Origin of the sequence: Iodobacter arcticus, from assembly GCF_042664895.1 — a bacterium.
Classification (GTDB): Bacteria; Pseudomonadota; Gammaproteobacteria; order Burkholderiales; family Chitinibacteraceae; genus Iodobacter; species Iodobacter arcticus.
Genome location: NZ_JBHTBQ010000044.1, coordinates 119,800 through 144,112, shown reverse-complemented (window position 1 = coordinate 144,112; position 24,313 = coordinate 119,800). Strand labels below are relative to the sequence as shown.

The window sequence follows — 24,313 nt, the reverse complement described above, 5'->3', positions numbered from 1 at the left end:
AGCTGCAAAACAGAATAAAAATATCAATATGATTGCAACACAAACTGCCACAACAACGCGCCAACTAAAAAACAAAACAATTGGCAGGGGTGCCTAACGTAGAAGTGAGGGGCGGCCGGAGCGAAGCGTAGGGAACCACAAGCGCAGCTTGTGGCCGTCCCTCTCGACTGCCGGGTTAGACGACTTTTTTCATTCGTGAATTTCCCAATGCCTCTTGCTTGCTACTTTGAGCGTTTCCCATTGTTCTTGATAAGACCAATCAGATTTTCACGATCAATTTTCCATCGTTCGGTTCGCTCTGTGCGTGGGCCACTGAATTGGTTACATTCATCTTCGAACTCTTCAAGAACGATAGCCCCATCTTTGGCAACGTATAGCCTTGTCTTTCGGCTCTTGTCGTAGTGAGTGCTTGATGTTTCGTAGAAGTAGTCAACGAGGAGCAACTCACCTGTAGCATTTGGGTCGTTTGTTGTCATTTAGTACTCCTGTGGTGCAGATGAAGAGTCGCGGGTGTCTAACGTCAAAATTAAGCAGCTGGCCTACGCTGCAATTAAATAAAAAAGCCGCGCGTTCCGGCCAGTCTGTTTGAATGCCATGTTAGGCGTATTGCCACCGCACAAAAAATATAACCCTGTTTTTCGTAGCAAACCAAAAAACTAAATAATGAAGCCACGAAAACGGAGCAAACGAATTAAAAGCGTATTAATAAACCGTGTAAACAGAAAGCTGCAAAACAGAATAAAAATATCAATACGATTGCAACACAAGCTGCCACAACAACGTGCCAACTAAAAACAAAATAATGGGCAGGGGTGCCTAACGTCAAAATTAAGCAGCTGGCCTACGCTGCAATTGAATAAAAAAGCCGCACGTTCCGGCCAGTCTGCTTGAATGCCATGTTAGGCGTATTGCCGCTGCACAAAAAATAAAGCTCACGTTTTTCATAATGAAACAGCAAGACGAAAAAAGAAAGCCACTAAAAATATAACCGACGAATTGTAGCGTATTAATGCAAAGCTAAAACAAAAGACGGATAAGAAAGAACAACAATAATCAATAACCAGCAATATAAAAAGCAGCCATGAAATGCAATGCTAAAACAAAACAACAAGCCCGCTGTGCCTAACGTTTGAGTTAAGGGGCGCCGTTAGGCGTCCCGCTTGAATGATGGGTTAGGCATCTTTGGAAAGAGGAAACTCGCCAGCCAACTCTTGTAACCAGCTTACAACTGCAGGGATGTCAGTTGGCAGCATCATAACAATACTAGGGTCTTCGCCCATGGCGCTTTCTTGTTTTAAGCAAATAAAGCCGCCCTCAGAGATGTAAGCCTCTATTGTTTCTCTTCCAAGTAGTTTCATTTCATTTTCTGACATAGCAAACTCCAATAGAAATTACAGTTAAATTTAGTGGGGCCTAACGTTGGAGTTAACCGGTTGGCCGTACGCTGCATTTTGAAAGAAATGCTGCATCTTCTCGGCCAGTCCGGTTGAATGACTTGTTAGGGCTGCCATAGGACTTCAAGATCTCCATCTACGAAGCCAAGGCCGATTCCCATACTAGATTTCAATTTTTCAGCTACAACTCCTGAACTAAGGCAAGCTAGAAGCAGGGCTCTTATACTAGTGAGGCATAGCTCCCAGCTAGAGCCAGAAAAACTTTTGGGGATAAATATTCTTCTAGCGGTTGGCTCCCATATTTCATCACATGCCCAGTCAGAATTATTTTCATTGAAGCTGGCTGAGCCAATAAGCTCAATACCGAACTTTATCTCAGGGCTTTCCGGTAGCTCGAAGAGATTGAATGAGAAAGCCTTAACTGTGGTGGGCACTGGCTGAGCCAGACTTCCCCTGAGCCATTCATTAAATTCTTCCTCAAATCTCATAACTTGATAATGCCCTAACGTCAAAATTAAGCAGCTGGCCTACGCTGCAATTGGATAAAAAGCCGCACGTTCCGGCCAGTCTGCTTGAATGCCATGTTAGGCGTAGTGCCGCTGCACAATAAATAAAACCCCGTTTTTCGTAGCAAACCACAAAACTAAATAATGAAGCCACGAAAACGGAGCCAAGAAATTAAAAACGTATTAATAAACAGCGTAAACAGAAAGCTGCAAAACAGAATAAAAATATCAATATGATTGCAACACAAACTGCCACAACAACGCGCCAACTAAAAAACAAAACAATTGGCAGGGGTGCCTAACGTCAAAATTAAGCAGCTGGCCTATACGCTGCAATTGGATAAAAAAGCCGCACGTTCCGGCCAGTCTGCTTGAATGCCATGTTAGGCGTATTGCCATTACACAAAAAATATAAACCACGTTTTTCGTAGCAAACCATAAAACTAAATAAGAAAGCCACAAAAACGGAGCAAACGAATTAAAGGCTATCAATAAAAAGCGTAAACAGAAAGCTGTAAAACAGAATGAAAATATCAACACACCGCAACACAAACCGCCACCACAGCGCGCCAACTAAAAAACAAAATAATGGCTAGGGGTGCCTAACAATATGTAGACACCCTAAAACGGCAGAAAAACCACCATCTATGGTGTATAAAAACGCTTAGCCCTTTGAAATGCCTTGCTGGGCGCAGCCTGAAGTATTTTATGCCGATATACTACACCCGATTGAGCGGAGATTTCCACCATGTCCGTGCTGTTGAATCAGATTCGCGATCGACTGCGTACATTGCACTACAGCTTGCGTACCGAGCAGGCTTATCTGGATTGGATTAAGCGCTTTATCCGCCATCATCAGCTGCGTCATCCGCAGGAAATGGGGCAAGGTGAGATTGAGGCTTTCTTGACTCATCTAGCCGTTGCTAGGCAGGTGTCAGCGTCAACTCAGAATCAGGCCAAGTCAGCGCTGCTGTTTCTTTACCGTGAAGTGCTGCAAATTGACTTGCCATGGTTAAAAGACGTAGTGAGCGCCAAGGCCAGCCAGCGCCTGCCGGTGGTTTTAACGCCGAAAGAGGTGCAGCAAATTCTGGCAGAACTGGATGGGGTATGGTCGCTGTTGGGGCGGCTATTGTATGGCACGGGTTTGCGGCTTTTAGAGGGCCTACGTTTACGTGTTAAGGATGTTGATTTTTCCCAGCATGAAATCGTTGTGCGCTCGGGTAAGGGTAATAAAGACCGTGTGACTATGCTGCCTGCGAATATTATTGCCGCATTACAAGCGCAGATTGCTGATGCAAAAGCACTGCATGATGCAGATTTAGCTCAGGGCTGGGGCGAGGTTTACCTGCCGTTCGCCCTCGCGCAAAAATACCCGAATGCCAATCGGGAATGGGCCTGGCAATATATTTTCCCCTCGGCACAGCGCAGTGTTGACCCGCGCTCAGGGCTGATACGGCGGCATCATCTGGATGAGAAGGGCATGCAACGGGCAATGAAACAGTCGCTGCACGCTACGCACATCCCCAAGCTGGCTACGCCGCATACATTGCGCCATTCTTTTGCTACTCATTTATTAGAGGCGGGTTACGATATTCGTACCGTGCAGGAGCTGCTGGGGCATAGCGATGTGCGCACCACCATGATTTACACGCATGTCTTAAATCGTGGCGGCTTGGGAGTGCAAAGCCCGCTGGATCGGTACGGCGTTGCTTAAGGGCAGGGTATTGGGTGGCAGGTAATAAAAAAGGCGGGTTAAAGATAAGAGGGTGTGGCCTCAATATCATTAACCCGCCTTGCTGCTTTTGGCTGATATGGCTTTATATCATCAGCAGGTGTGGTTTTAATATCATCAGCAAGTGTGCTGACCACCATTGATAGCGATATTTGCGCCGGTCATAAAGCCAGATAGGTCAGAAGCAAGGTAGCTGACTAGGCCTGCAATTTCTTCCGGTGTGCCAAGGCGATTAACGGGAATGCCGGCAATAATCTTGTTGCGCACATCTTCAGGCACGGCCATCACCATCTCTGTGGCGATATAGCCCGGTGAAATCGTATTAACAGTAACGCCTTTTTTTGCAACTTCTTGCGCCAAAGCCATACTAAAGCCGTGTACGCCTGCTTTTGCTGCGGAGTAGTTGGTTTGGCCAAACTGGCCTTTCTGACCATTAATTGAAGAGATATTAATGACGCGGCCCCAGTTGCGCTCAACCATGGCATCTAAGAATTGCTTGGATACATTAAATAGCGAGTTAAGATTGGTGCTAATCACGCTCTCCCAATCTAGCTTGCCCATGCGTTTAAAGGTGGCATCACGGGTAATGCCCGCGTTATTCACTAGTACATCAACGGGGCCGATTTCTTCATTGATTTTTTCAGCCATGCGTACGCAAGCGTCAAAATCAGTAACATCACACTCATAGGCGCTAAAAAGATAGCCGGATGCTTTCATATCTGCCAGCCATTGAAGCTCTCGGCCGGCCTTGGAGTAAGTCGCTACAACATTAAAACCGCTATCTGCAAGTGCTTTGCAAATAGCAGAACCGATACCACCCATGCCACCGGTGACGAGTGCGACTTTCTTCATAGACTCTCCCTTTCTTTGCTTGTGTGTTTAGTTGTGTGGAATCACGAATAAATCTTACATCTTTTGTATGTATAAGCAAAGCATGTTTTTGTGTAAGCTATGTGTGAATTTTATTACTAGTTTTTTATGGGCAAAAAATCAAGATTTGTGTCGCATAACCATATGTATTTTATGAATATATAATTATGTATTTTTGGTATGACTGGTTTTAGTTAATGTTTAGCTTTATTTTAAATTCTTAATTTATTTGCAAGTTTAATTGTGGAGTTTTGAAATTTATTGGTGCTTTATTGCGCGGCAATGATTAAAAAGGATGCGTGTTGTGACAGTTGGAGTGATCTTAATTAGCGGTTGTTCAAGCGGAATTGGCTATGTCACGGCTCATGGGCTTAAAGCCAAAGGGTGGCGTGTTTTTGCAACAGCTCGTGCGGCGGATGATGTGGAGCAGTTAAAAAACGAAGGCTTTGAAGCTTTGCAGCTTGATGTTGCAGATTCTGTATCGATACAGAATGCCGTGGCGGCCATGCTTAAGAAAACCGGCGGGCGTATTGATGCGCTATTTAATAACGCCGGTTTTGGTGTGCCCGGTGCGGTGGAAGACTTAAGCCGGGAAGCGATGCGTTATCAGTTTGAAACCAATGTCTTTGGCGCAATCGAGCTAACTAACGCGGTTTTGCCGATCATGCGCCAGCAAGGACACGGGCGAATTATTTTTAATGGCTCGGTACTGGGTTTTGCAGCGATGCCTTATCGCGGTGCTTATAATGCAAGTAAGTTTGCTCTAGAGGGATTTGCAGATACCTTGCGCCAAGAAATGATGGGCAGTGGAATCCATACCGTTCTTTTGCAGCCCGGCCCCATTACCAGTCGCTTTAGGGCCAATGCGCAGCAACAGTTTATGCGCTGGATTTGTGCAGATAAAAGCTTTCATCAGCCTTCTTATTTAGCTATGCAAGCACGGCTGGCTAAAGTGGGGCCAGCAGCGCCATTTACTCTGCCCGCAGAGGCGGTATTGGCGGTGGTGTTAAAAGCACTCACAGTTCGCCGCCCATCTGCTCGCTACCAGATAACGACGCCAACAAAAGTGTTCTGGATGCTTAAAAAAATCTTACCGGGGCGTGTACTTGATTATATTTTGTTAAAAGCATCAGGAGATGAGCCCGGATGCAGTTATGGGCGCTCTTAAATGTCTGGTGATTTCTACACTTGATTTTTAATTTTTAGCGCGAAAACGCGCAAAATAAGTGCTGAAGCGGTGTTTTTGCTGTGTTTAATGACGAGTCAACCCCGTTTGGAGAAAATAATGAGTCTTTTTTTAGGTGGACGCACAAAGTCGGGCGCTTGTCGAGAATTGAGCCGCCTCTCCCTATCGGGTAAAATAGCGAATTCCAACCTGCTATTCATGCCATGACCAAGTTTATTTTCGTAACCGGTGGTGTCGTTTCCTCACTGGGCAAGGGCATCGCCGCTGCATCGCTGGCTGCTATTCTTGAATCGCGTGGCCTTAAAGTCACGATGATGAAGCTCGATCCGTATATCAACGTTGATCCGGGCACAATGAGTCCATTTCAGCACGGCGAAGTTTTCGTAACCGAAGACGGCGCAGAAACCGATTTGGATCTCGGCCATTACGAGCGCTTTATTCGCTCGAAGATGCGTAAATCTAATAACTTCACGACCGGACAAATCTATGAATCTGTGATTACTAAGGAGCGCCGTGGCGATTACCTAGGTGGCACGGTGCAAGTGATTCCGCATATCACCGACGAAATCAAAATGAAGGTGAAAGAAGGCGCGGGTGATGTTGATGTAGCGATTGTAGAAATCGGCGGTACAGTTGGCGATATCGAATCGCTGCCGTTTCTTGAAGCTATTCGTCAAATGCGCTCCAACCTCGGTCGTAAAAACACGCTCTACGTTCACCTCTCGTATGTGCCTTACTTGGCAACGGCTGGCGAAATCAAAACCAAGCCAACTCAGCACAGCGTAAGAGAGCTGCGTCAGATCGGCATTCAGCCTGATATCTTGCTGTGCCGTATGGATAGAGAGTTGCCAGATGAAGAGCGTCGCAAGCTGGCACTGTTCTGTAATGTAGAAGAAAACGCAGTGATTGCCTGCTACGACGCAGGCAGCATTTATCAAGTGCCGGGCATGTTACACGCCCAAGGTATTGATGATATTGCGTGCGAATTACTACAAATTGACGCGCCAAAAGCTGATTTGTCGGCTTGGGATAAGATTGTTCATGGCTTAAACAATCCAACACGCACCGTGAATATTGCGATGGTGGGTAAGTATGTTGACCTGACCGAATCGTATAAATCTTTATCTGAAGCGCTGATTCATGCCGGTGTACATACCTCAAGCAAAGTGCAGATCCATTATATGGATTCTGAAGAGCTTGAAAAAAATGGCACGGATAGCCTGAAAAATATGGACGCCATTCTGGTGCCGGGCGGCTTTGGTAAGCGCGGCGTAGAAGGCAAGATTCTTGCCGTGAAATATGCGCGTGAAAACAATGTGCCTTACCTCGGCATTTGCCTCGGTATGCAAATTGCGCTGATCGAATACGCGCGTGATGTGGCGGGCATGAAAGGCGCCAATTCAACAGAATTCGATTTAGATACCGAATTCCCGGTTGTGGCACTGATTAATGAGTGGGTTAATCACGACGGCAAGATTGAAACACGCGATGCAAACTCCAATCTGGGCGGCACGATGCGTCTAGGTGCACAAGAGTGTCGCTTGGGCGAGGATTCATTGGCTGCGCGCGTGTATGGCGCATCAACGATTACCGAGCGTCATCGTCACCGTTATGAAGTAAACAACTACTATCTGCCACGCTTAGAAGCGGCTGGCTTGACCATCAGTGGCAAATCGACAGGTGCCGAGCAATTAGTTGAAACCGTAGAATTAAGCGGCCATCGCTGGTTCTTTGCTTGTCAGTTCCACCCTGAATTCACGTCTACACCGCGTGATGGTCATCCGCTGTTTACTTCCTATGTCGAGGCGGCACTGTCGTACGCCAAAGAGCAGGGTCGTGAAGGTCTGAGCTGCTAAAACCGTGAGGAGTAGGTGTGAGGGGCCAGGAGGAACTCCCTCTCACCTTACACCTTACTCCTCACTCCTCACGGAGCGAAAAATGAAACTATGTGGTTTTGAAGTCGGTATCGATCAACCTTTCTTTTTGATCGCCGGCACCTGCGTGATTGAAAGCGAGCAAATGGCGCTGGATACCGCAGGCCAATTAAAAGAAATGACCGATGCACTGGGCATTCCTTTTATCTATAAATCGAGTTTTGATAAAGCCAATCGCAGCTCTGGTAAATCATTCCGTGGTTTAGGAATTGATGAGGGCCTGCGCATTTTGTCTGAAGTTAAAAAACAGATTGGTGTTCCTGTTATTACCGATGTGCATACCGAAGCTGAAGCGCCTGTTGTGGCCAGCGTGGTTGATGTATTGCAAACGCCAGCCTTTTTAGCGCGTCAAACTGATTTTATTCATGCAGTTTGCGCGACTGGCAAGCCAGTAAATATCAAGAAAGGCCAATTTATGGCCCCTGGCGATATGGTTAATGTGATTAATAAGGCGCGCGATGCAAACGGCGGGCTGGATAATCTAATGGTCTGCGAGCGCGGCGCATCTTTTGGTTACAACACCTTGGTGAGCGATATGCGTGGTTTGGCGATTATGCGCGAAACCGGCTGCCCGATCGTGTTTGATGCGACTCATTCAGTGCAGCAGCCAGGTGGGCAAGGGGATCGCTCTGGCGGTCAGCGTGAATTTGTGCCGGTATTGGCGCGTGCTGCGGTGGCGGCAGGGATTTCAGGCTTGTTTATGGAAACCCATCCAGATCCGTCCAAGGCGCTTTCTGACGGCCCGAATGCGTGGCCTTTAGCCCGAATGAAAGAGCTGTTGATTGTGTTGAAAGACATTGATCGTGCAGTAAAAGGACACGCTTTCATCGAGCATAGCTTGTAATGTTTGCGTAGTTTTTAGTGCCCTAGTAAGGCACCTTGATGGCTGGTGTGCCAAGCCATCAGGGTGAATGAAAGATTTGCTGATCGTACTCAAAGACACTGCCTTACTCTTAGGGCACACTTATTGATTGAGCACTCACTGTCATAAAGAGTGTGTATTTTTATCTTCAGACCAACCCTCCACATAGGTGTTTGAAATATGAGCGCAATTGTTGAAGTGATCGCCCGCGAAATCCTTGATTCTCGCGGCAATCCAACTGTAGAAGCCGATGTATTGCTGGAATCCGGCGTAATGGGCCGTGCAGCAGTGCCGTCTGGCGCATCCACTGGCGAGCGCGAAGCGCTTGAGCTGCGTGATGGCGATAAATCTCGTTATCTGGGTAAGGGTGTACTGAAGGCTGTTGAGAATATCAACACCGAAATCTGCGAAGCCATCATTGGTCTTGATGCGGCGGACCAAGCGTTTATCGACAAAACCATGATCGACTTAGATGGTACTGACGACAAACGCAATCTTGGCGCAAATGCCATCCTGGCTGTATCGATGGCCGTAGCTAAGGCTGCTGCTGAAGAAGCAGGGCTGCCTCTCTATCGTTATATCGGTGGCTCTGGCCCAATGAGTTTGCCAGTGCCGATGATGAACGTAGTCAACGGCGGCGAGCACGCATCAAATAGCTTGGATTTCCAAGAGTTGATGATTGTTCCTGTTGGCGCGCCAACTTTCCGTGAAGCATTGCGTTATGGCGCTGAAGTATTCCATAACCTTAAAAAAATTCTGCACGATAAGGGTATGCCTACCCAAGTTGGCGATGAAGGTGGTTTTGCGCCGGACGTAGCTAATGCTGAAGAAGCATTAGAAATGATTATGTCTGCCATTGAAAAAGCGGGTTACAAAGCGGGTACTGATTTCTGCATTGCGCTGGATTGTGCTGCTTCTGAATTCTTTGATAAAGAAACCGGCAAGTATGTTTACAAGAAAAGCGATAACCGCGCGCTGACTTCAGAGCAGCAAGTGGATTACCTGGAAAACTTAGTTAACAAGTTCCCGATTATCTCGATTGAAGATGGTATGGGCGAGCGCGATTGGGCGGGCTGGAAAGTATTGACTGATCGCCTGGGTAAACGCGTACAAATCGTGGGTGATGATTTATTTGTAACCAACACTAAAATTTTGGCTGAAGGGATTCGCTTAGGCGTTTGTAACTCTATCCTGATCAAAGTTAACCAAATTGGCTCGCTGTCCGAAACACTGGCTGCAGTTGATCTGGCTAAGCGTCATGGTTACACCTCCGTGATGAGCCATCGTTCAGGCGAAACCGAAGATGCAACGATTGCTGATCTGGCTGTTGCAACCAACTGCATGCAAATCAAAACGGGCTCATTAAGCCGTTCAGATCGTATTGCTAAATACAATCAATTGATTCGTATTGAAGAAGAATTAGGTGAAGCAGCGGTATACCCAGGTATTGGGGCTTTTTACCAAATCAATAAATAATTACTAGAGTTAGAGTAATATACCGAACCGGAGCCATCAGGCTCCGGTTTTCTTCTATACAGAATGAACTATGCGCCTGCTTGCTATTATCTTTTCTATTATGATTGCCGCTTTGCAATGGCCTCTTTGGGTTGGCAAGGGGAGTTGGTTGCGCGTTTGGCAGCTTGATCATCAGTTAGTCGAAAAAAAACAACATAATGAAAAACTAAAAGAGCGTAACGATGCATTAGATGCGGATGTGCGCGATTTAAAAACCGGATCAGATGCGATTGAAGAGCGCGGCCGTAACGAGCTGGGCATGATTCGGCAAGATGAAGTGTTTTTTCAGGTCTTAGATAAAAATCACCCCGCCTTAACGGCCACCCCTCAGCCGCCCCCAGCCGATCACTAGAGTAGCCATAACACTTTCTTTTTTTGAGTTACTATTTTTAACTGTAACTGACATACTCAGGTATAGTGAGTATTAAAAAGGGGGTACATATGGCTGATCTTTCAGTGCCCAACGCCAGCGTAAGGCGTAAAGCAGATACATTGTATTTTCAATTGGCGGGCGAAATTGCCCAGGCGATTGCTTCTGGTGTTTTGCAATCAGGGGAAAAACTGCCGTCAATTCGTAAATTATCGTCGCAAAGGCAGGTTAGCCTTTCCACTGTCATGGAAGCCTATCGAGAGCTGGAAGATCGCGCTTTAATTGAAGTGCGCCCCCAATCCGGCTTTTATGTACGCAATAAACCAACGGCCTTATTTGCGCCTGAATTAACACAGCCACCGCAATCCCCAAGCGATGTAGTGATTGATCCAATGTGGTTGCCCGCCACCTTGGCGCGTCTGCACGATATTAAAGTTGATTTTGGCTTTGCTATTTTAGCCCCAGCTTTATTTCCCAATCAGCAATTGCAGCGTTTATTGGCACAAGTGACTCGGCAAGATCCGGATTTAATTGCCGATTATGGTCGGCCAGCCGGCGATGTTGAATTGCGTCGCCAAATTGCTCGCCGCTCTTTAAATTGGGGCGGGCAATTTGAAGCCGATGAAATTCTGATTACGCAAGGGGCCATTGAGGCGCTTAATTTATGTCTAAGGGCGGTAACGCAACCCGGTGATGTGGTGGCGATTGAATCGCCTTCTTATTTTGGTTTGTTGCAAATATTAGAAAGTTTTCAACTCAAAGCATTGGAAATTCCGACTCATCCGCAAACCGGTATTTCTATTGAAGCTTTGGAATTTGCTACGCGAAATGGCGAAGTAAAAGCCTGTGTATTGCTGCCTAATTTCTCTAATCCATTGGGTAGTTTAATGCCCGATGAAAATAAAAAACGCCTCGTTGAATTATTAGCAGAGCGGCATATTCCGCTTATTGAAGACGATTTATACGGTGAGTTTTATTACAAGGGCGAGCGCCCGCGGCCAGCAAAAGCCTTTGATAAAGAAGGCAATGTGATGCTGATTTCGTCTTTTACTAAAACGGTTGCGCCGGGTTTTAGAATTGGCTGGGTTGTGGCGGGAAAACACCACCAGAAAATAGAGCAGCTTAAATTTATTAATACCTTTTCAAATGCGATGCCGCTGCAAAGAACCATTGCTAAGTTTTTAGAAAGTGGTGGCTACGATCATCATTTGCGCCGCTTGCGCCGAGCTTGTCATGAACAGGTGGGGCATGCGGTAGCGGCTATCGAGCGATCATTTCCAGCAGATACGCGCCTTTATGTGCCACAAGGCGGTTATGTGTTCTGGGTGGAGTTAAATGCGGCAGTAGATACTTTACTGTTATTGCAACAGGCGCTAAAGGAGGGGATTAGCTTTACCCCGGGCCCTTTGTTTTCGCCAAGCCATAGCTACGGCCATTGCCTACGCATTTGCTGCAATGAATCATGGAGCCCGCAGCATGAGCGCGCCATTGAGCGCCTGGGTGAGCTAATCCGGCAGCAAATATCCATTGCGCTACCATGACACACTCACCACCTTGCCCTCGGTGTTTTTATCTTCCTGACCTTTTAGGACCACCTGACAGCTTTGCGGGCTGTCGGGTTGAGTTTCTTCACAGCCTTCGGAATAGCTCATGATGCAAGGCGGGTTGCTATGCGATTCGTCCACCAGAATGACATTCATCTTTAAACCGCAAAAAGCATTAATGGCCTGTTGCAAACCAAGGATGTCATTGATGTCGGCATAGGCAGGGGGCTGAATGAGGCCTAGCCCCAGAAGCAACAAAGGAATCATTCTGCGCATGATCATTCTCCTGTTCTGTATTTGCAGAATAGAGCGCAGACGAGGGCTGTAAGGGTTTAATTTTAGGAAATCCGCTGAACGGATACGTTCGGTAACATTCAATCACAAATGGAAAAATTTGGGAAAATAGCTCAGCTAATGAGCATTCCTTGCTTTATTGAGGCTTGATCTTGGCTTGCTGCTCATTTAGCCCTTGCCGATATTTACGAAGCAAAAATCGGGCAGGATCAATCGCGTGTAGTAAGTCGGATTCAAGAGGGGCGGGATCGCCATTTAGCTGGCACGCCAGCGCCTCTGCCGCAATCATTGCCCAGCTTAACCCGCGCGAGCCTAATCCTAGTAAGGCATAAGCCCCTTTTAATCTTGGTATCTGATGGAGCTGATGGATTGCAGTCTTGATATTTTGTGGGTCTGGTAAAGCGCCGACTAAAGGAAGCCGATCTAAGCTATTGGGGCGAAAACAGACGCGGCTGCCCACGCTTTGAACTGGGGCAAGCTCAGGCAACAGGGCTTGCAGCTCAGCCAGATTGCGCTGCTCGGCGCTGGTGAGATCATTACCCCGTACTTCGGCGGCTCCAATGCAGCGATAGCCTTTAAATGCAGGCGTGATATAGCCAGAGCCGGTTAAACTGTGTTGAGGCGTGTCAGATGCAGGGATGAGGGTAGTGCTACGCAGTGTTTTGCTCAAGGGCAGCTCCAGCTTGGGCAAGAGTGCTAAGGCTTCGGTGGCGTTGGCAACGATCAGAACAGGAGCCGCAGCTAATAGATAGCCGAGTGCATCCCGTGCCTGCCAGCCTTCACCTGTTTGCACGAGCTGTGCAACACGGCTATTGCAGCGTAGCTGTATCTGCTCAGACCTAAGGTTGGCATGGCATACGCTGGTAGGATTGGCCCAGCCTCCCTGCGGAAACCACCAGCCGCCATGGCTCGGGCGCTCGCCTAAGAGTTGCATGGCCGTGTCTTGCGCTACCCAGCTCAATACCTCGACGGGCAAGTCTTGAGCGATTTCCTGCATAAGCAGAGCTTGCTCATCATCTTTTGCTACTTGCAAAATGCCATCTATGCCAAAGAAAACCTCTAAGCCCGCATTTTGCAATCGCGCCAAGTGTTGCCGAGTTTCTGCGCAGCCTGCACGGCTTAAGCGGGCGGGTGCATTATCATCACGGCTAGCGCTAGGGTGAAATAGCCCTGCGTGATTGCCCGATGATTGACTGGCAATCTCGTCTTGCGCTTCGAGTAAATCAATCTTCCAGTCACGGGCAGCCAAGCGCTCGGCGATGCTGGTTCCGGCTAGGCCTGCGCCAATAATCATGGCGTGACGAGGGTGTTGGGGCGCTTTGTCGAAAGGCGGGCGCGAGCACTGGCCTGCTTGGTAGTCGCCAAAATCCACCATGGCGTAGCCCGCGCTTTTTAAATGCGCTTCACCGGACTTGTGGTGGGTGACTATGCGTGTATTGGCGCTCGATAAGCGCCATAGGGCTTTGTAGTGCGCAGCGCTTAGATTGTCTGTGTTGATGTCTGCCGCATCCAGTGTGGCATTCAAGCTGCGTAGCTGCGCCAGTGGCTCGCCCCACATCAGCGTGAGAATCAGCGAGCCGTTTTCTAAATGAATGCGCTGAAAACCGCGTTTTAATGCGGGCCACTGACTGGCTAGTTCGGCATGCAAGCCTGCCAATTCTGGCTGCGGGCAGGCGGTTAAATCCGCTTCTTTGATCATGGCAAAATAATAAAGGCGTTGGCTGCGTTGCGGATCTTGCCGCCACGCCTGCCATGCCTGCAAAAAACCCATGCCATTAGCAAAATCAAATTGCAACATCACAAAGCGATCTTTGCCTTGCCAGCGACTTGGTAAATGATGACGGGCTAAGAAATCATGAGGGGTAGACATCAGGCCTTGAGTGCCTCAATGCGCTGGTGCTTATCCATAAATCGTTTTAAAGAAATCACAAAAATTGCGCCAACAATAAGGAGGGCGGTAGCAAAGAAGCGATTGCCTGCCAATAAATGACCGGCTTTAATCCCTTCAATGCCTAAGGAGTAAACGCCCATGGTGATCATGCCAAATGCGGCGGCTACCGTGCCCTTGCTCACATTGCTGGAAAAAAGCACCAATCTGAATAGCCCGGCATTAACCAAGCCGCAACCAAAGGCATAGAAGCTGATGCCGATCACCAATGAAATATAGTGACTAGGCGCGATAATCATACTAATAAAACAATAAGCTAAACCAAAGAGCTGCGGAATTAACCCTAGGCCAATCATACGGCGCACCGGCAGATAGTTACTTAATTTAGCCAGTGTGAAATTGCCAATAATCAGAGCACCAAAAACCGGCATTTGCCAGTAGCCAAATTCAATCGGAGAAAGGCCCGCATCTTTAATTAAGATTACGGGCGAAATACCAATCCAGGTGAGCAAAGGCACGCTGCATAAGCCCATAGCCAATGCACCCGTTAAGAAGTGGGTGTTGCTAAATACCTTTCTGTAATCTTGCCAAACTGCGCTGAAAGTGAATGGCGTATTCGCTTTGGCGGGTGTGACCTTAGGCATGGCATGCCAGAGGCCAATAAATGCCACAAAAGAAACCGCTGCAATCACGACAAAAATCATCCGCCACGGCGCGAATTCGATCATGATCGCGCCAGCGAGGGGGCCGAGCAAAGGGGCAATCATCGCCACATTCGCCATCAGTGCAGTCACTTTAATTGCAGTTTTCTCGTCAAAGGATTCTTGCACCAGCGCATAGCCCACCGCGCCAATAAAACACATGCCGATACCTTGGAAGACTCGCAGCACAATGAACTGCTCAATAGAGCGGGTAAGCAGCGTGAGCAGACACATGCAAATAAAAAACATCACGCCCGTTAACATCACTGGTCTGCGGCCAATTCGATCAGATAGCGGCCCTAGCAGCCACTGCAAAGACGCACCGCCCACTAGATAGGCCGTCATCGAGGTAGGGATCCACTGCGGGCCTGCGTTAAATTCATACGTCACCGCCAGCATCCCTGGCAAAATCATATCGTTAGCGATATAGGTGGAGAACTCGAACAGCACTAAGGCCAGTGGTAATAGCAGGGTACGCCAAGTGAGTTGCGTAATAAGGGCGGGAGTGGCGGGCATGGAGTGTAAGCAGGGCAATGATCAACCGAACATTCTGTCGTGTTTGCCATTATTTAGATAGAGAAGGATTGCCATCTTAATTGTTTTCTGCCGCGGAGGCTTGCTCTGCCGCTTGTTTAAGCACGATACCTTCGACTTCCTTGGCTTTTTCTAAAGCTTCACGTTGTGGCTCGGCAATTTTATGCGGAGTCGGGCTGGGGCCGCAGGCGCTTAGGGCGATGAAAAGAGGGACGACAAAAAGTGATTTCATGATGTGCCTGTGTTGTAAGGGAATTTCGAATTGAACCCACATCTTGAACCACGGATAAAAACACAGCAAAATAAGGTTTTCTCCGTGAAACTCCGTGTGTCCTGTGACCTCCGTGGCTCACAAGATCTGGGTCTTTACTGCGTAATATCTGCTGTTAATCGTAAGCATCCTGAATGCATTTCAGGTATTCGCTTACCGTCTTCGTATACCCCAGCTCTAACGCGTCGGCAATAAAGGCGTGGCCGATGGATACTTCTTGCACGCCGGGCACAGCACGCAAAAAGCACGTTAAATTGTCACGATTTAAATCGTGCCCCGCGTTGATGCCCAGTCCTAATGCCAGAGCGGCCTGGGCTGTGGCGGCAAAGTCTGCCAAAACTTGTTCTTCTGTATCTGTGCCATAAGCATTGGCATAGGTTTCGGTATAAAGCTCGACACGATCAGCGCCAAGCTCGGCCACAAACGGCATCGCGGCGGGGTTTGGGTCCATAAATAGGCTAATGCGCACACCCAGTGCTTTGCATTCTGCAATTAAGGGGCGTAAGCGATCCATATCGGCGGGTAGATTCCAACCTACATTCGAGGTGAACTGCTCTTCGCTATCGGGCACAAAGGTAGCCTGATGTGGGCGAAACTCACGGATAAAATCCATCAGATTTTGAGTGGGGTTGCCTTCAATATTGTATTCCGCTTGTGGCCAGCTTTTGAGTAAGGTGGCTAAATCGCTAACATCATCGCTACGAATATGACGTGCATCAGGGCGGGGGTGAACCGTAATCCCTTGCGCGCCAGCGGTAAGGCAAATTTGCGCGGCTTTCACGACACTTGGAATCCCCAAATGGCGGGTGTTACGTAGCAGCGCTACTTTGTTGACGTTTATGGAAAGGGCGCAATGATGAGTCGGCGTTGTCATAGTGATTGGTTTTCTTTTAATAAGGCAAGTAGTGCAGGGTGTTAAAAAGCGGGCTGAGGCGTCTTGCTAAGAAATAGGCCAAGCTCTTTGGCTTTTGTAAGGATGCAAGAGGGAGATTCTGCCTCAAGCTCGCTCAAAGAGCCATAGCCCCAGAGCACACCGCAAGCATTTAAACCATTGATATGTGAAGACTGCACGATCGCCGATCATGAGTGTTTGCAGAGTAATGGCTTGGCTGGCGGGGTTTTGATTAAAACTCAATTTTTAAAGAGTGTCTTTCATATAAACCAGCTCCCAAATATGCCCATCTAAATCCTGAAAGCCATGCGCGTACATAAATCCGTGATCTTGCGGATCATTATAAATTGTTCCACCAACAGCTACTGCTTTGGTGACCATCTCGTCCACTTCCTTTTGGCTGTCGCACGATAGGCAAAGCAGCATTTCGGTATGGGTATGCGCATTGCAAATCGTCTTGGGCGTAAAGGTTTGAAATCTTACTTCATCTAATAACATGACGAAAATGTCATCAGACACAATCATACCGCTGCCGCTGCTGTCAGAAAACTGAGGGTTAAAACTAAAGCCAAGCGCTTTGAAAAATACAAGGGATGCTGCTAGGTTTTTAACTGGGATATTTACAAAAATCTTGCGGCTCATGGTTTGGCCCTCGGTCTAATTGAAAAGATCTTGCAGCGTTGATGGGGATTGCCCAATCCAGTGTAGAGAGCAGGCACTCAAATCGCTACTCAGTGATGATTTTTATTGAGGGCAGGCATACTGATATTTAATCTGTTTGCCTGACTCTGCCGCTTGCTCAACAACATTATAAATATTGTAGGGCGGGTGAAACCCGCGTATTTATTTGGTATCGCTCGCGGGTTTCACCCGCCCTACAAATTCAAAAACTAAATCGCTCACTCAAGAAATTCATCTACGCAGAGTCCAGTAAGCAAGAATCATAATTAGGTCTGTTTAACTCATTGGCTCCACCGATTGTGCTCGATTACTTGGTGCAGAATAAGGCACAGGCTAGTATTCAATTAATCGGTTTATTTTGCCATTTTCAATTGGCAATGAGGCGCTTTATAGTAAATATCCATAAAAAATTTAACTTCTTTTAATAATTGAAATCCAGATTTCAATCTCACCTATGCCCGCATTCCAATCAAAAGACGCATCATAAACTTCAAAATCAGGCTGATGTGCAGATTGATAATCGGAGTTGGCTAGCCATTCATTGCAAATCGCCAACCACGTTGCGCCGAGGCTTAAGGCAGAGCCGCGATGCAAAAACACGGCGTATTGTTGGCTGGCGATACGCATTCGCCCTAGATTGCTTGGTAAACCTTGCAAAGACGCCACTTCAATGGCGCACATGTATTCAAAGCCATGCGCCGGATCATGGCCACACATTACGCCATAAACGAAGGATCCTTGCTGACCAAGGGTGGGTAAAAGCGAGTGAAACTGCCGCCATTGCTCAGGCTGGCTTTGGCTTGATTCAGCAAAACCATGTTGTTGTCTTAAGCCCCCCAGCAACATGGGCTTGCCCTGTTCAAATCGAATGGCTTGAATACTCATCGGTTTTTTCTCGAAGATTAAGTAAACCACTGCTGTAATTTTTGCGCAGTCCGCACTTTAATATCTGCCGTGATATACATGGAAACCATGCCAATTGCAGCGGCGAGTGCGCCTAGATCATCACTAAAACCCGCCACAGGAATCACGTCCGGAATGGCATCCAGTGGCAGAATAAAATATGCAAGTGCACCAAAAATAATGGCTTTTGCCCATGCAGGGGTTTCAGGGCGCTGAGCTGCGTAATAAAGCCAAAGTGCTTTCTCAATGACTTCCTTGCCTGCTTTTAGAGCGAAGGACTTGAGCTTTTGCCAAAAGTCGTCGTCAGAGTAGTTGCCTGCTGTGGTCATGATGTTGGCCTGTAAGTGGGGTAAGGGTGTAGCTTTGCCATTTTTCAATGGCGTCTGAGAAACGGGCAAAGCCAATTTCGCAAATAAAATCTTTGCCAGCACGTATGGCTTGATTATGGACCTTATCTTGCATCCATAATTCGCAAAAATGCACAATTAAATCAATGTCGGCCTGCGCAATAACGGCCATATCCAGATTGATAAGGCGCTTAAATTGCACTTCATCAAAGCCATCAGGAAGTACCCAGCCCTCCTGGCTATTGCCGCGCGGTTGAATCAAGGGATTCAATCGAACAAGGCCAGAGTCGATAATAGGGCATTCATCCATCGCTAATGGTAAACGCCCACCCATTAATAAATGAGCCAGAAAGGTGTGTGAATCAGGCGGATCGGCCAAAATAGTGGCAGCTACTTTTTTAATATCGTTTTGAATGGATGATATTTGTGGTTCTTTAAATAGCGTGCTCGATTCATTGTTTTTTCGGGTGTTTAGCAATGGCAGCATGGCACTGCCCGTGCCGATGCTTAAAATAGCAATTTGATCTTTTTTCCAATTAGCAGCAATCGCTTCGGCTGCCGCGGCTAATACGGGGTTGTTATAACCTGTTAAGCCGCCATCCCAATATTGCCCACCCGCTATTTGAGCAGGTTGGTCAAAAAATTGAATGGGCGCATTGCTGGATGCATGCACGGCATCGATCAGCGATATATCGACATAGGGTGAGGTCACTGAGCCAGCAAGGCTTGGCCATGAGCGAAAGAATTTGGCGCGATCCCTGTCATAATCGTAGCTTACAAACATAAATAAAATGGGCTGGTTGTTTTTGCCCATGATTTGAATATCACGCATCCATTTAGAGCCGTACTGCGTAAATGCAGCGATTAATGCTTGATATTTTTTTGCGGTAGAAAACCGTGGCAAGGGAAAAAACAAACTCGAAGGGTTTAATTTCTTATACCAAGGTAATTCGCTAAATATGGTTCGCCGCTGTGACTCGCTGGTAAAGAGGGCGAGTATCTCTGCCAAGGTGAAATCTTCAATCAACGCTGCCGCTACAATGCTGCCGCCCGAATTAGCGGCAACTAAATCAAAGTGCTTTAAAACAGCGTGCCCACGGGTATTGGCACCATAAAGTTTAATCAGTGTTTTAACTTGAATGAGCGCCCATGCACCGCCGCCATCTAAAGATAAAATATGGTGTTTCATGATGTGTAAAGTTCCATAGGGCTATCGTTTTTATTGACGCCGCCAGCGAGACTGTTTCTTCGGGGCATTCGCTGATTTCTGTTTACGCCTCGGCCAGTCGCAGCCATTGCAGCAGCTTAGGCAATCACACGCATCGCTAAAGCTGCTAAAGCTGATATTGCCGGGGAGGTCGCAATCGCAATCCCCTCTTTGCGCGATGGGCGGGCGACGTTGCAGAGGAGCATGCCGCCGATAAACTTGCCCGCAACGGGCCATACGCTGCCTAAGCACCGCAAGGCCTGTAAATGCACCATGCCTGCGAATCGCACGAAAACCCAGTGTGGAGCAGCTGGCTCTACCCGTATGGACGTGATAGGCGCAGCAAAAGCCCTTGTAGGGGGATATATATTTTTTATATATTTGAATGAATAGCATCAGAATAAAACGCAAGGCAAAGCATCCGGTGGGGTATTGATGATCAATCAAAGATTGCGCTTGGATTAAATCTATTTACTTAAGGCTATTTTGATGTGCTTCTAATAGGTAAGTACTTAAATACTTTGCTTCTATGTCTGTTGCTTCCTGAATTTTGATATGACGACGGACTTTTCCTTTGCCTTCCAATACTTGATGGGGGTCTTGCAGATCACAGCCCCGGCTAAATTCAAGGCTAATATGGCGGGTATACACAAACACGCCGCAAAACGGAGTGGCATCCGCAAAAATTAAGCCGCCATACATGACGCGCTCACTGGCATGGGGGATAAGAGAATAAATCAGCGCACGAATGGATTGCACCACCGTATGCAGCTCAGGATTGTTTAGGCAAATATCACGGAGTAGCTGCTCTATTTTCTCATCGCTCATGATGGCCTTCTTTATAAAAAAGATGAAATCGTGCGGTTATTTACAATTTCCTGACCATGTCTCTTGCTCAATCATCTATATGTAAATCGATTTCTTGAGAGTGGTTGGTGCTCGATTTTTGAATTTGTAGGGCGGGTGAAACCCGCCGTTTTTCATATTTCATTGCAAAGCTCGGCGGGTTTCACCCGCCCTACGATATTTATAATGAGTTTGAATAAGAGGCATAATTAGGTGCAATTTTAAACAGTTTCTTGTCGCTGATTTTATGTTGCCATGCCAACTTGCTTTCATCAAGATTAATTTTTCGGGGGTAGATAACTAGGATTGAATTCGCGGCCCCAACGAATAATGCAATGCCGAGATTGCATCTATCGCGTTTATAATTCCGATATGGCATATTTAAAAGAGAACAAAATGAGTAATGAACTAAAAATTGAAGATATACAGCTGGGTGAGGGCAAAGAAGCCGTAAGAGGCGCTTTGATTACCACTCAATACCGAGGCTTTCTGGAGGATGGTACGCAATTTGATTCTTCCTATGATAGAGGTGTGCCGTTTCAGTGCGTGATTGGCACGGGGCGCGTGATTAAGGGGTGGGATCAGGGTTTGATGGGCATGAAGGTGGGCGGTAAGCGTAAGCTTTGGGTGCCTGCGCATCTAGCCTATGGCGAGCGGCAAATTGGCGAGCATATTAAACCCCATTCTAATTTAATTTTTGAATTGGAATTACTAGAAGTGCTGACGCGTGATGAGTAACGCGTCTTAAAAGCGGCCCCGCACGCAATAGGCGGGGCGCTAATCTTTATAAGGATTTGCCGTCGTAGTGATGCACAGGAATGGCAGCAAGATCGATCTCTTCTAGGCAGCGCAAATTAACCGCCACCACAGAATTGCCCTGCGGGTCTGTGCCTTCGCCAAAGGGGTGAATGCCGCAGTTCGGGCAAAAATGGTGTTTAATCAGGTGCCTATTAAAAGTGTAAGTGCTGAGGGCTTCCCTTGGCGTATGAAGGGTGAATTGATCGCCGGGCACAAACCACAATAAAGAGCCTTTGCGCGAGCAGATCGAGCAATTGCAAGCGAGAGCGCTGCCAATTTCACCTTCCGCACTGAACGCAAGCTGGCCACAGTGACAACTGCCTTTATAAATCATCAAACTTCTCCTTAACGTCTTAGGGCCATACATTTCGGGGTAGTCAATTCAAAATAGCATTTGCATCATAAAATGCAGATCTGTGCGGCCTAGTTTGGCTGTCTTTTTAATTAAAGCGCCCCAAGCCTATTCCATCAAAGCCACTGATTTAATCTGTGCCCACACCAGCAGGCCGGGGCGGATATTGAGCATGGCTGCCGATTTTTTAGTCAGCCTTGCCAGAATGATGTCCCCGCCCACTTTTACCCTGACCAGCACAAGGCCGGGGTGTTCATCATCGGCAAGGGCATCAACACAGCCCGGCAAGATATTCTGGATGCTGCTTTGGCCCGGAGGCTCAATGGCTAAGCTGACGTCTCTGGCGAGCACCCGTACCCGCAGCTTACGGCCAGGTGGCAGTCCCTGATCTCTGGCCCACAGGCTGCCACCTGAAAAAGCGACTCTGGCCAAATGCCATTCCGCGTCCAGCTCCGCCACGCAAACATCCAGAATGGCACCGGCATCTTCACCTAAGTGAATCGGCAGATCGAGGCGGGTGAGCGTCTCGGCCAGCGGGCCAGTTGCCAGTACACGGCCGTTTTCCATCACCACCAAATGATCGGCGAGCCGGGCGACTTCGTCGGGGGAGTGGCTGATATACAGCACAGGGATGCGCAGCTCTTCGTGCAAGCGTTCTAGATAGGGCAGGATTTCTTGCTTGCGTTTTACATCAAGTGCGGCCAGTGGCTCATCCATCAGTAAGATATCTGGGCTGAGCGCAAGGGCGCGTGCAATGCCTACCCGGCTGCGCTCGCCGCCTGAGAGTCGCTCGGGTTTGCGCTCCAGTAGATGAGCAATACCGAGTAGCTCGATGGCTTGCTCTAAGTTGACTTGCTGCTTAGCAGGGATGCGCTTTAGCCCGTAGCGCAGATTACCCAATACGCTGAGATGCGCAAAGAGGCTGGCTTCCTGAAACACATAGCCCAGCGCACGTTTGTGCGTAGCTAAAAAATGGTGATCGTCTTGCCAGACTTCACCATTGACGATGAGCTGGCCCGTGGCGCGCTCCAGCCCAGCAATACAACGTAGTAAGGTAGTTTTACCCGAGCCAGAAGTCCCGAAAAGGGCGGTGATACCGTGGCTCGGTAAATCTAAATCGACATCCAGCTGAAAGTTTGGCCAATCTAACTTGAGGCGCGCCTGAATGCCTGTCATTTCGCGCCCCTACTCGGTCGCCAGAGATACATCGCCAGCAACACAAAAAAGGAAAATGCCAGCATGACGGCAGAAAGCCGGTGTGCTTGCAGATAATCCATTGCTTCTACATGATCATAAATCTGCACCGAAACCACACGGCTGACGCCGGGGATATTGCCGCCTATCATCAGCACGACGCCAAATTCACCCACGGTATGGGCAAAAGTCAGAATGCCTGCGGTCATAAAACCGGGCAGGGACAAGGGGACGGCAACGGTAAAGAAAGCATCAAGTGGGGACGCGCGTAAGGTGGCGGCGACTTCCATTGGGCGTTCCCCCACGGCCTCAAAAGCGGTTTGAAGTGGTTGCACCATAAAGGGCAGGGAATAAAACACCGAAGCAATCACCAGCCCCCAAAAGGTAAACGGTAGCAGCCCAAGGCCAAGCGCTTGAGTGAGCTGCCCAACTGGCCCCTGCGGCCCCATCGCTAGTAGCAGATAAAAGCCCAGTACCGATGGCGGTAAAACCAGCGGTAGCGCCACGACGGCCGCCACCGGCCCTTTCCACCATTTCTTGCTGCGCGCCAGCCACCACGCAATGGGCGTGCCGATGATCAGCAAGATCAAGGTCACCATGCCCGCCAGCCTTAGCGTAAGCCAGATGGCTTGCAAATCACTCTCTGTTAAAAGCATTCAACTGTTCTCGATCGACTTAGGGATGGTTGTCGTAGGGCGGGTGAAACCCGCCACAACAAGGTCGAATATCAAATCGTATACCCAGAAGCATTAATGATTGCTTTGGCAGAGGGTGATTGTAAAAATTTAAACAGTGCTTCAGCCGCAGGCTTGCCTTTGCCCTTGTTGAGCAAAACAGCATCTTGCCGAATCGCAGAGTACAAAGACGGAGGCACGATCCATGCGGATCCGCTTTTAAGTTTGCCTGCTTCAAACGCTTGCGACATTGCAATAAAGCCCAGCTCAGCATTGCCGGTGGCAATAAACTGATGGGTTTGGGCGATATTTTCGCCGGTTACAAATTTAGGCGCTAAGAGATCAAAAACACCCAAGGTTTTTAATGTTTCGCTTGCGGCTAAGCCATAGGGGGCAAGCTTGGGATTGGCAATGGCGAGGTGAGCAAAACTACCTTTTTTGAGGATCTCACCCTTATCGTCAACATAATTGGCTTTTTCACTCCACAGCACTAATTTGCCGATGGCGTAGGTGAAACGATTCGTGGCCAAGCCTTCTTTTTCCAGCTTGGCAGGCGTTTCATCATCGGCGGCAAGTAAAACCTCAAAAGGTGCGCCATTTTTAATCTGCGCATAAAACTTGCCTGTTGCGCCGCTGGACACCCGTAATTGATGACCACTACTTTGCTCAAATAGCGCAGCAATCTTTTGCATTGGCCCTGCAAAGTTAGCCGCAACAGCCACTTGAACTTCATCGGCAAAGGAAGGAAGAGAAATGCAGGCCATCGCGGCCGCAATAAAATGCTTGGCAGTCATTAAAACTCCTATTAGAGAGGCGGC

General features: G+C 48.0%; 27 protein-coding genes. 8 read left to right on the top strand and 19 right to left on the bottom strand.

From position 1 onward, the window contains the following. Positions 1-221: 221 nt before the first annotated feature. From ACFQNF_RS18160 to ACFQNF_RS18150, 3 genes are all read right to left on the bottom strand, one after another. The gene (locus ACFQNF_RS18160) at positions 222-476 is read right to left on the bottom strand and encodes a hypothetical protein (protein WP_380189374.1); all 255 of its coding nucleotides are present in this window, start codon (positions 474-476) and stop codon (positions 222-224) included. A 696-nt stretch (positions 477-1,172) separates the two neighbouring features. Beyond that, positions 1,173-1,373 (bottom strand): hypothetical protein, encoded by a 201-nt coding sequence (locus ACFQNF_RS18155; protein ID WP_380189372.1) that lies wholly within the window; start codon positions 1,371-1,373, stop codon positions 1,173-1,175. Between the two features lie 125 nt (positions 1,374-1,498). Next, entirely contained in the window at positions 1,499-1,882 is a 384-nt protein-coding gene (locus ACFQNF_RS18150) for a hypothetical protein (protein WP_380189370.1), read from the bottom strand. Positions 1,883-2,648: 766 nt separating this feature from the next. Between ACFQNF_RS18150 and ACFQNF_RS18145 the strand changes: the two genes are divergently transcribed. Then, positions 2,649-3,614, top strand: a complete 966-nt coding sequence (locus ACFQNF_RS18145) for an integron integrase (protein WP_380189368.1) — start codon at positions 2,649-2,651, stop codon at positions 3,612-3,614. A 135-nt stretch (positions 3,615-3,749) separates the two neighbouring features. On the opposite strand, the gene phbB is transcribed toward ACFQNF_RS18145, so the two are convergent. Then, a complete protein-coding gene (phbB, locus tag ACFQNF_RS18140) occupies positions 3,750-4,484 on the bottom strand; it encodes an acetoacetyl-CoA reductase (protein ID WP_380189366.1) in 735 nt (244 codons plus the stop codon). Positions 4,485-4,806: 322 nt separating this feature from the next. On the opposite strand from phbB, the gene ACFQNF_RS18135 reads away from it, so the two are divergent. The 6 genes from ACFQNF_RS18135 to ACFQNF_RS18110 all read left to right on the top strand — a co-directional run bounded on the left by ACFQNF_RS18135 (position 4,807) and on the right by ACFQNF_RS18110 (position 11,910). Next, positions 4,807-5,670 (top strand): SDR family NAD(P)-dependent oxidoreductase, encoded by an 864-nt coding sequence (locus tag ACFQNF_RS18135; RefSeq protein WP_380189364.1) that lies wholly within the window; start codon positions 4,807-4,809, stop codon positions 5,668-5,670. 221 nt (positions 5,671-5,891) lie between these two features. Continuing rightward, positions 5,892-7,544: a CTP synthase gene (locus ACFQNF_RS18130; protein WP_380189362.1), complete on the top strand. Its 1,653-nt coding sequence runs from the start codon at positions 5,892-5,894 to the stop codon at positions 7,542-7,544. Positions 7,545-7,626: 82 nt separating this feature from the next. Next, complete coding sequence (gene kdsA / locus ACFQNF_RS18125) at positions 7,627-8,466, top strand: 3-deoxy-8-phosphooctulonate synthase (RefSeq protein ID WP_380189360.1); 840 nt, start codon at positions 7,627-7,629, stop codon at positions 8,464-8,466. Between the two features lie 198 nt (positions 8,467-8,664). Continuing rightward, positions 8,665-9,960 (top strand): phosphopyruvate hydratase, encoded by a 1,296-nt coding sequence (gene eno / locus ACFQNF_RS18120; protein ID WP_380189358.1) that lies wholly within the window; start codon positions 8,665-8,667, stop codon positions 9,958-9,960. A 70-nt stretch (positions 9,961-10,030) separates the two neighbouring features. Next, positions 10,031-10,351, top strand: coding sequence for a cell division protein FtsB (gene ftsB, locus ACFQNF_RS18115; protein WP_380189356.1), 321 nt, complete (start codon positions 10,031-10,033; stop codon positions 10,349-10,351). Positions 10,352-10,440: 89 nt separating this feature from the next. Next, a complete protein-coding gene (locus tag ACFQNF_RS18110) occupies positions 10,441-11,910 on the top strand; it encodes an aminotransferase-like domain-containing protein (protein WP_380189354.1) in 1,470 nt (489 codons plus the stop codon). Here the strand turns inward: ACFQNF_RS18110 and ACFQNF_RS18105 are convergent. From ACFQNF_RS18105 to ACFQNF_RS18055, 11 genes are all read right to left on the bottom strand, one after another. Further along, positions 11,902-12,189, bottom strand: a complete 288-nt coding sequence (locus tag ACFQNF_RS18105; protein ID WP_380189352.1) for a hypothetical protein — start codon at positions 12,187-12,189, stop codon at positions 11,902-11,904. The two genes, ACFQNF_RS18110 and ACFQNF_RS18105, sit on opposite strands and share 9 nt — an antisense overlap. Before the next feature lie 154 nt (positions 12,190-12,343). Next, positions 12,344-14,077 carry an FAD-dependent 5-carboxymethylaminomethyl-2-thiouridine(34) oxidoreductase MnmC1 gene (mnmC1, locus tag ACFQNF_RS18100; protein WP_380189350.1) on the bottom strand — a complete coding sequence of 578 codons (1,734 nt, stop codon included), beginning with the start codon at positions 14,075-14,077 and terminating at the stop codon, positions 12,344-12,346. Then, the gene (locus ACFQNF_RS18095; protein WP_380189348.1) at positions 14,077-15,312 is read right to left on the bottom strand and encodes an MFS transporter; all 1,236 of its coding nucleotides are present in this window, start codon (positions 15,310-15,312) and stop codon (positions 14,077-14,079) included. Before ACFQNF_RS18095 ends, mnmC1 begins: the two co-directional genes overlap by 1 nt. A 76-nt stretch (positions 15,313-15,388) precedes the next feature. Continuing rightward, complete coding sequence (locus ACFQNF_RS18090; RefSeq protein WP_380189346.1) at positions 15,389-15,562, bottom strand: hypothetical protein; 174 nt, start codon at positions 15,560-15,562, stop codon at positions 15,389-15,391. A 154-nt stretch (positions 15,563-15,716) separates the two neighbouring features. Next, positions 15,717-16,475 carry a pyridoxine 5'-phosphate synthase gene (locus ACFQNF_RS18085; RefSeq protein ID WP_380189344.1) on the bottom strand — a complete coding sequence of 253 codons (759 nt, stop codon included), beginning with the start codon at positions 16,473-16,475 and terminating at the stop codon, positions 15,717-15,719. A 264-nt stretch (positions 16,476-16,739) separates the two neighbouring features. Beyond that, positions 16,740-17,135 carry a VOC family protein gene (locus tag ACFQNF_RS18080; protein WP_380189342.1) on the bottom strand — a complete coding sequence of 132 codons (396 nt, stop codon included), beginning with the start codon at positions 17,133-17,135 and terminating at the stop codon, positions 16,740-16,742. Positions 17,136-17,585: 450 nt separating this feature from the next. Then, a complete protein-coding gene (locus ACFQNF_RS18075; RefSeq protein WP_380189340.1) occupies positions 17,586-18,059 on the bottom strand; it encodes a GyrI-like domain-containing protein in 474 nt (157 codons plus the stop codon). Positions 18,060-18,076: 17 nt separating this feature from the next. Then, entirely contained in the window at positions 18,077-18,406 is a 330-nt protein-coding gene (locus tag ACFQNF_RS18070) for a YkvA family protein (protein ID WP_380189338.1), read from the bottom strand. Then, positions 18,381-19,613 carry a patatin-like phospholipase family protein gene (locus ACFQNF_RS18065; RefSeq protein WP_380189336.1) on the bottom strand — a complete coding sequence of 411 codons (1,233 nt, stop codon included), beginning with the start codon at positions 19,611-19,613 and terminating at the stop codon, positions 18,381-18,383. The genes ACFQNF_RS18070 and ACFQNF_RS18065 overlap by 26 nt, the downstream gene beginning before the upstream one ends. Positions 19,614-19,643: 30 nt before the next feature. After that, positions 19,644-20,027 (bottom strand): membrane protein insertion efficiency factor YidD, encoded by a 384-nt coding sequence (yidD, locus tag ACFQNF_RS18060; protein WP_380189999.1) that lies wholly within the window; start codon positions 20,025-20,027, stop codon positions 19,644-19,646. Positions 20,028-20,102: 75 nt separating this feature from the next. Beyond that, complete coding sequence (locus ACFQNF_RS18055; protein ID WP_380189334.1) at positions 20,103-20,459, bottom strand: DUF1801 domain-containing protein; 357 nt, start codon at positions 20,457-20,459, stop codon at positions 20,103-20,105. A 414-nt stretch (positions 20,460-20,873) separates the two neighbouring features. On the opposite strand from ACFQNF_RS18055, the gene ACFQNF_RS18050 reads away from it, so the two are divergent. Then, positions 20,874-21,215, top strand: coding sequence for an FKBP-type peptidyl-prolyl cis-trans isomerase (locus tag ACFQNF_RS18050; RefSeq protein ID WP_380189332.1), 342 nt, complete (start codon positions 20,874-20,876; stop codon positions 21,213-21,215). A gap of 46 nt (positions 21,216-21,261) precedes the next feature. Here ACFQNF_RS18050 and ACFQNF_RS18045 read toward each other — a convergent pair whose 3' ends face one another. The 4 genes from ACFQNF_RS18045 to modA form a co-directional block, all read right to left on the bottom strand. Continuing rightward, positions 21,262-21,609 (bottom strand): GFA family protein, encoded by a 348-nt coding sequence (locus tag ACFQNF_RS18045; RefSeq protein ID WP_380189330.1) that lies wholly within the window; start codon positions 21,607-21,609, stop codon positions 21,262-21,264. Between the two features lie 126 nt (positions 21,610-21,735). Next, positions 21,736-22,803 (bottom strand): molybdenum ABC transporter ATP-binding protein, encoded by a 1,068-nt coding sequence (gene modC, locus ACFQNF_RS18040; protein WP_380189328.1) that lies wholly within the window; start codon positions 22,801-22,803, stop codon positions 21,736-21,738. Continuing rightward, a complete protein-coding gene (modB, locus tag ACFQNF_RS18035) occupies positions 22,800-23,477 on the bottom strand; it encodes a molybdate ABC transporter permease subunit (RefSeq protein WP_380189326.1) in 678 nt (225 codons plus the stop codon). The genes modC and modB overlap by 4 nt, the downstream gene beginning before the upstream one ends. A gap of 71 nt (positions 23,478-23,548) precedes the next feature. Next, positions 23,549-24,289, bottom strand: coding sequence for a molybdate ABC transporter substrate-binding protein (gene modA, locus ACFQNF_RS18030; protein ID WP_380189324.1), 741 nt, complete (start codon positions 24,287-24,289; stop codon positions 23,549-23,551). Between the last annotated feature and the right edge of the window lie 24 nt (positions 24,290-24,313).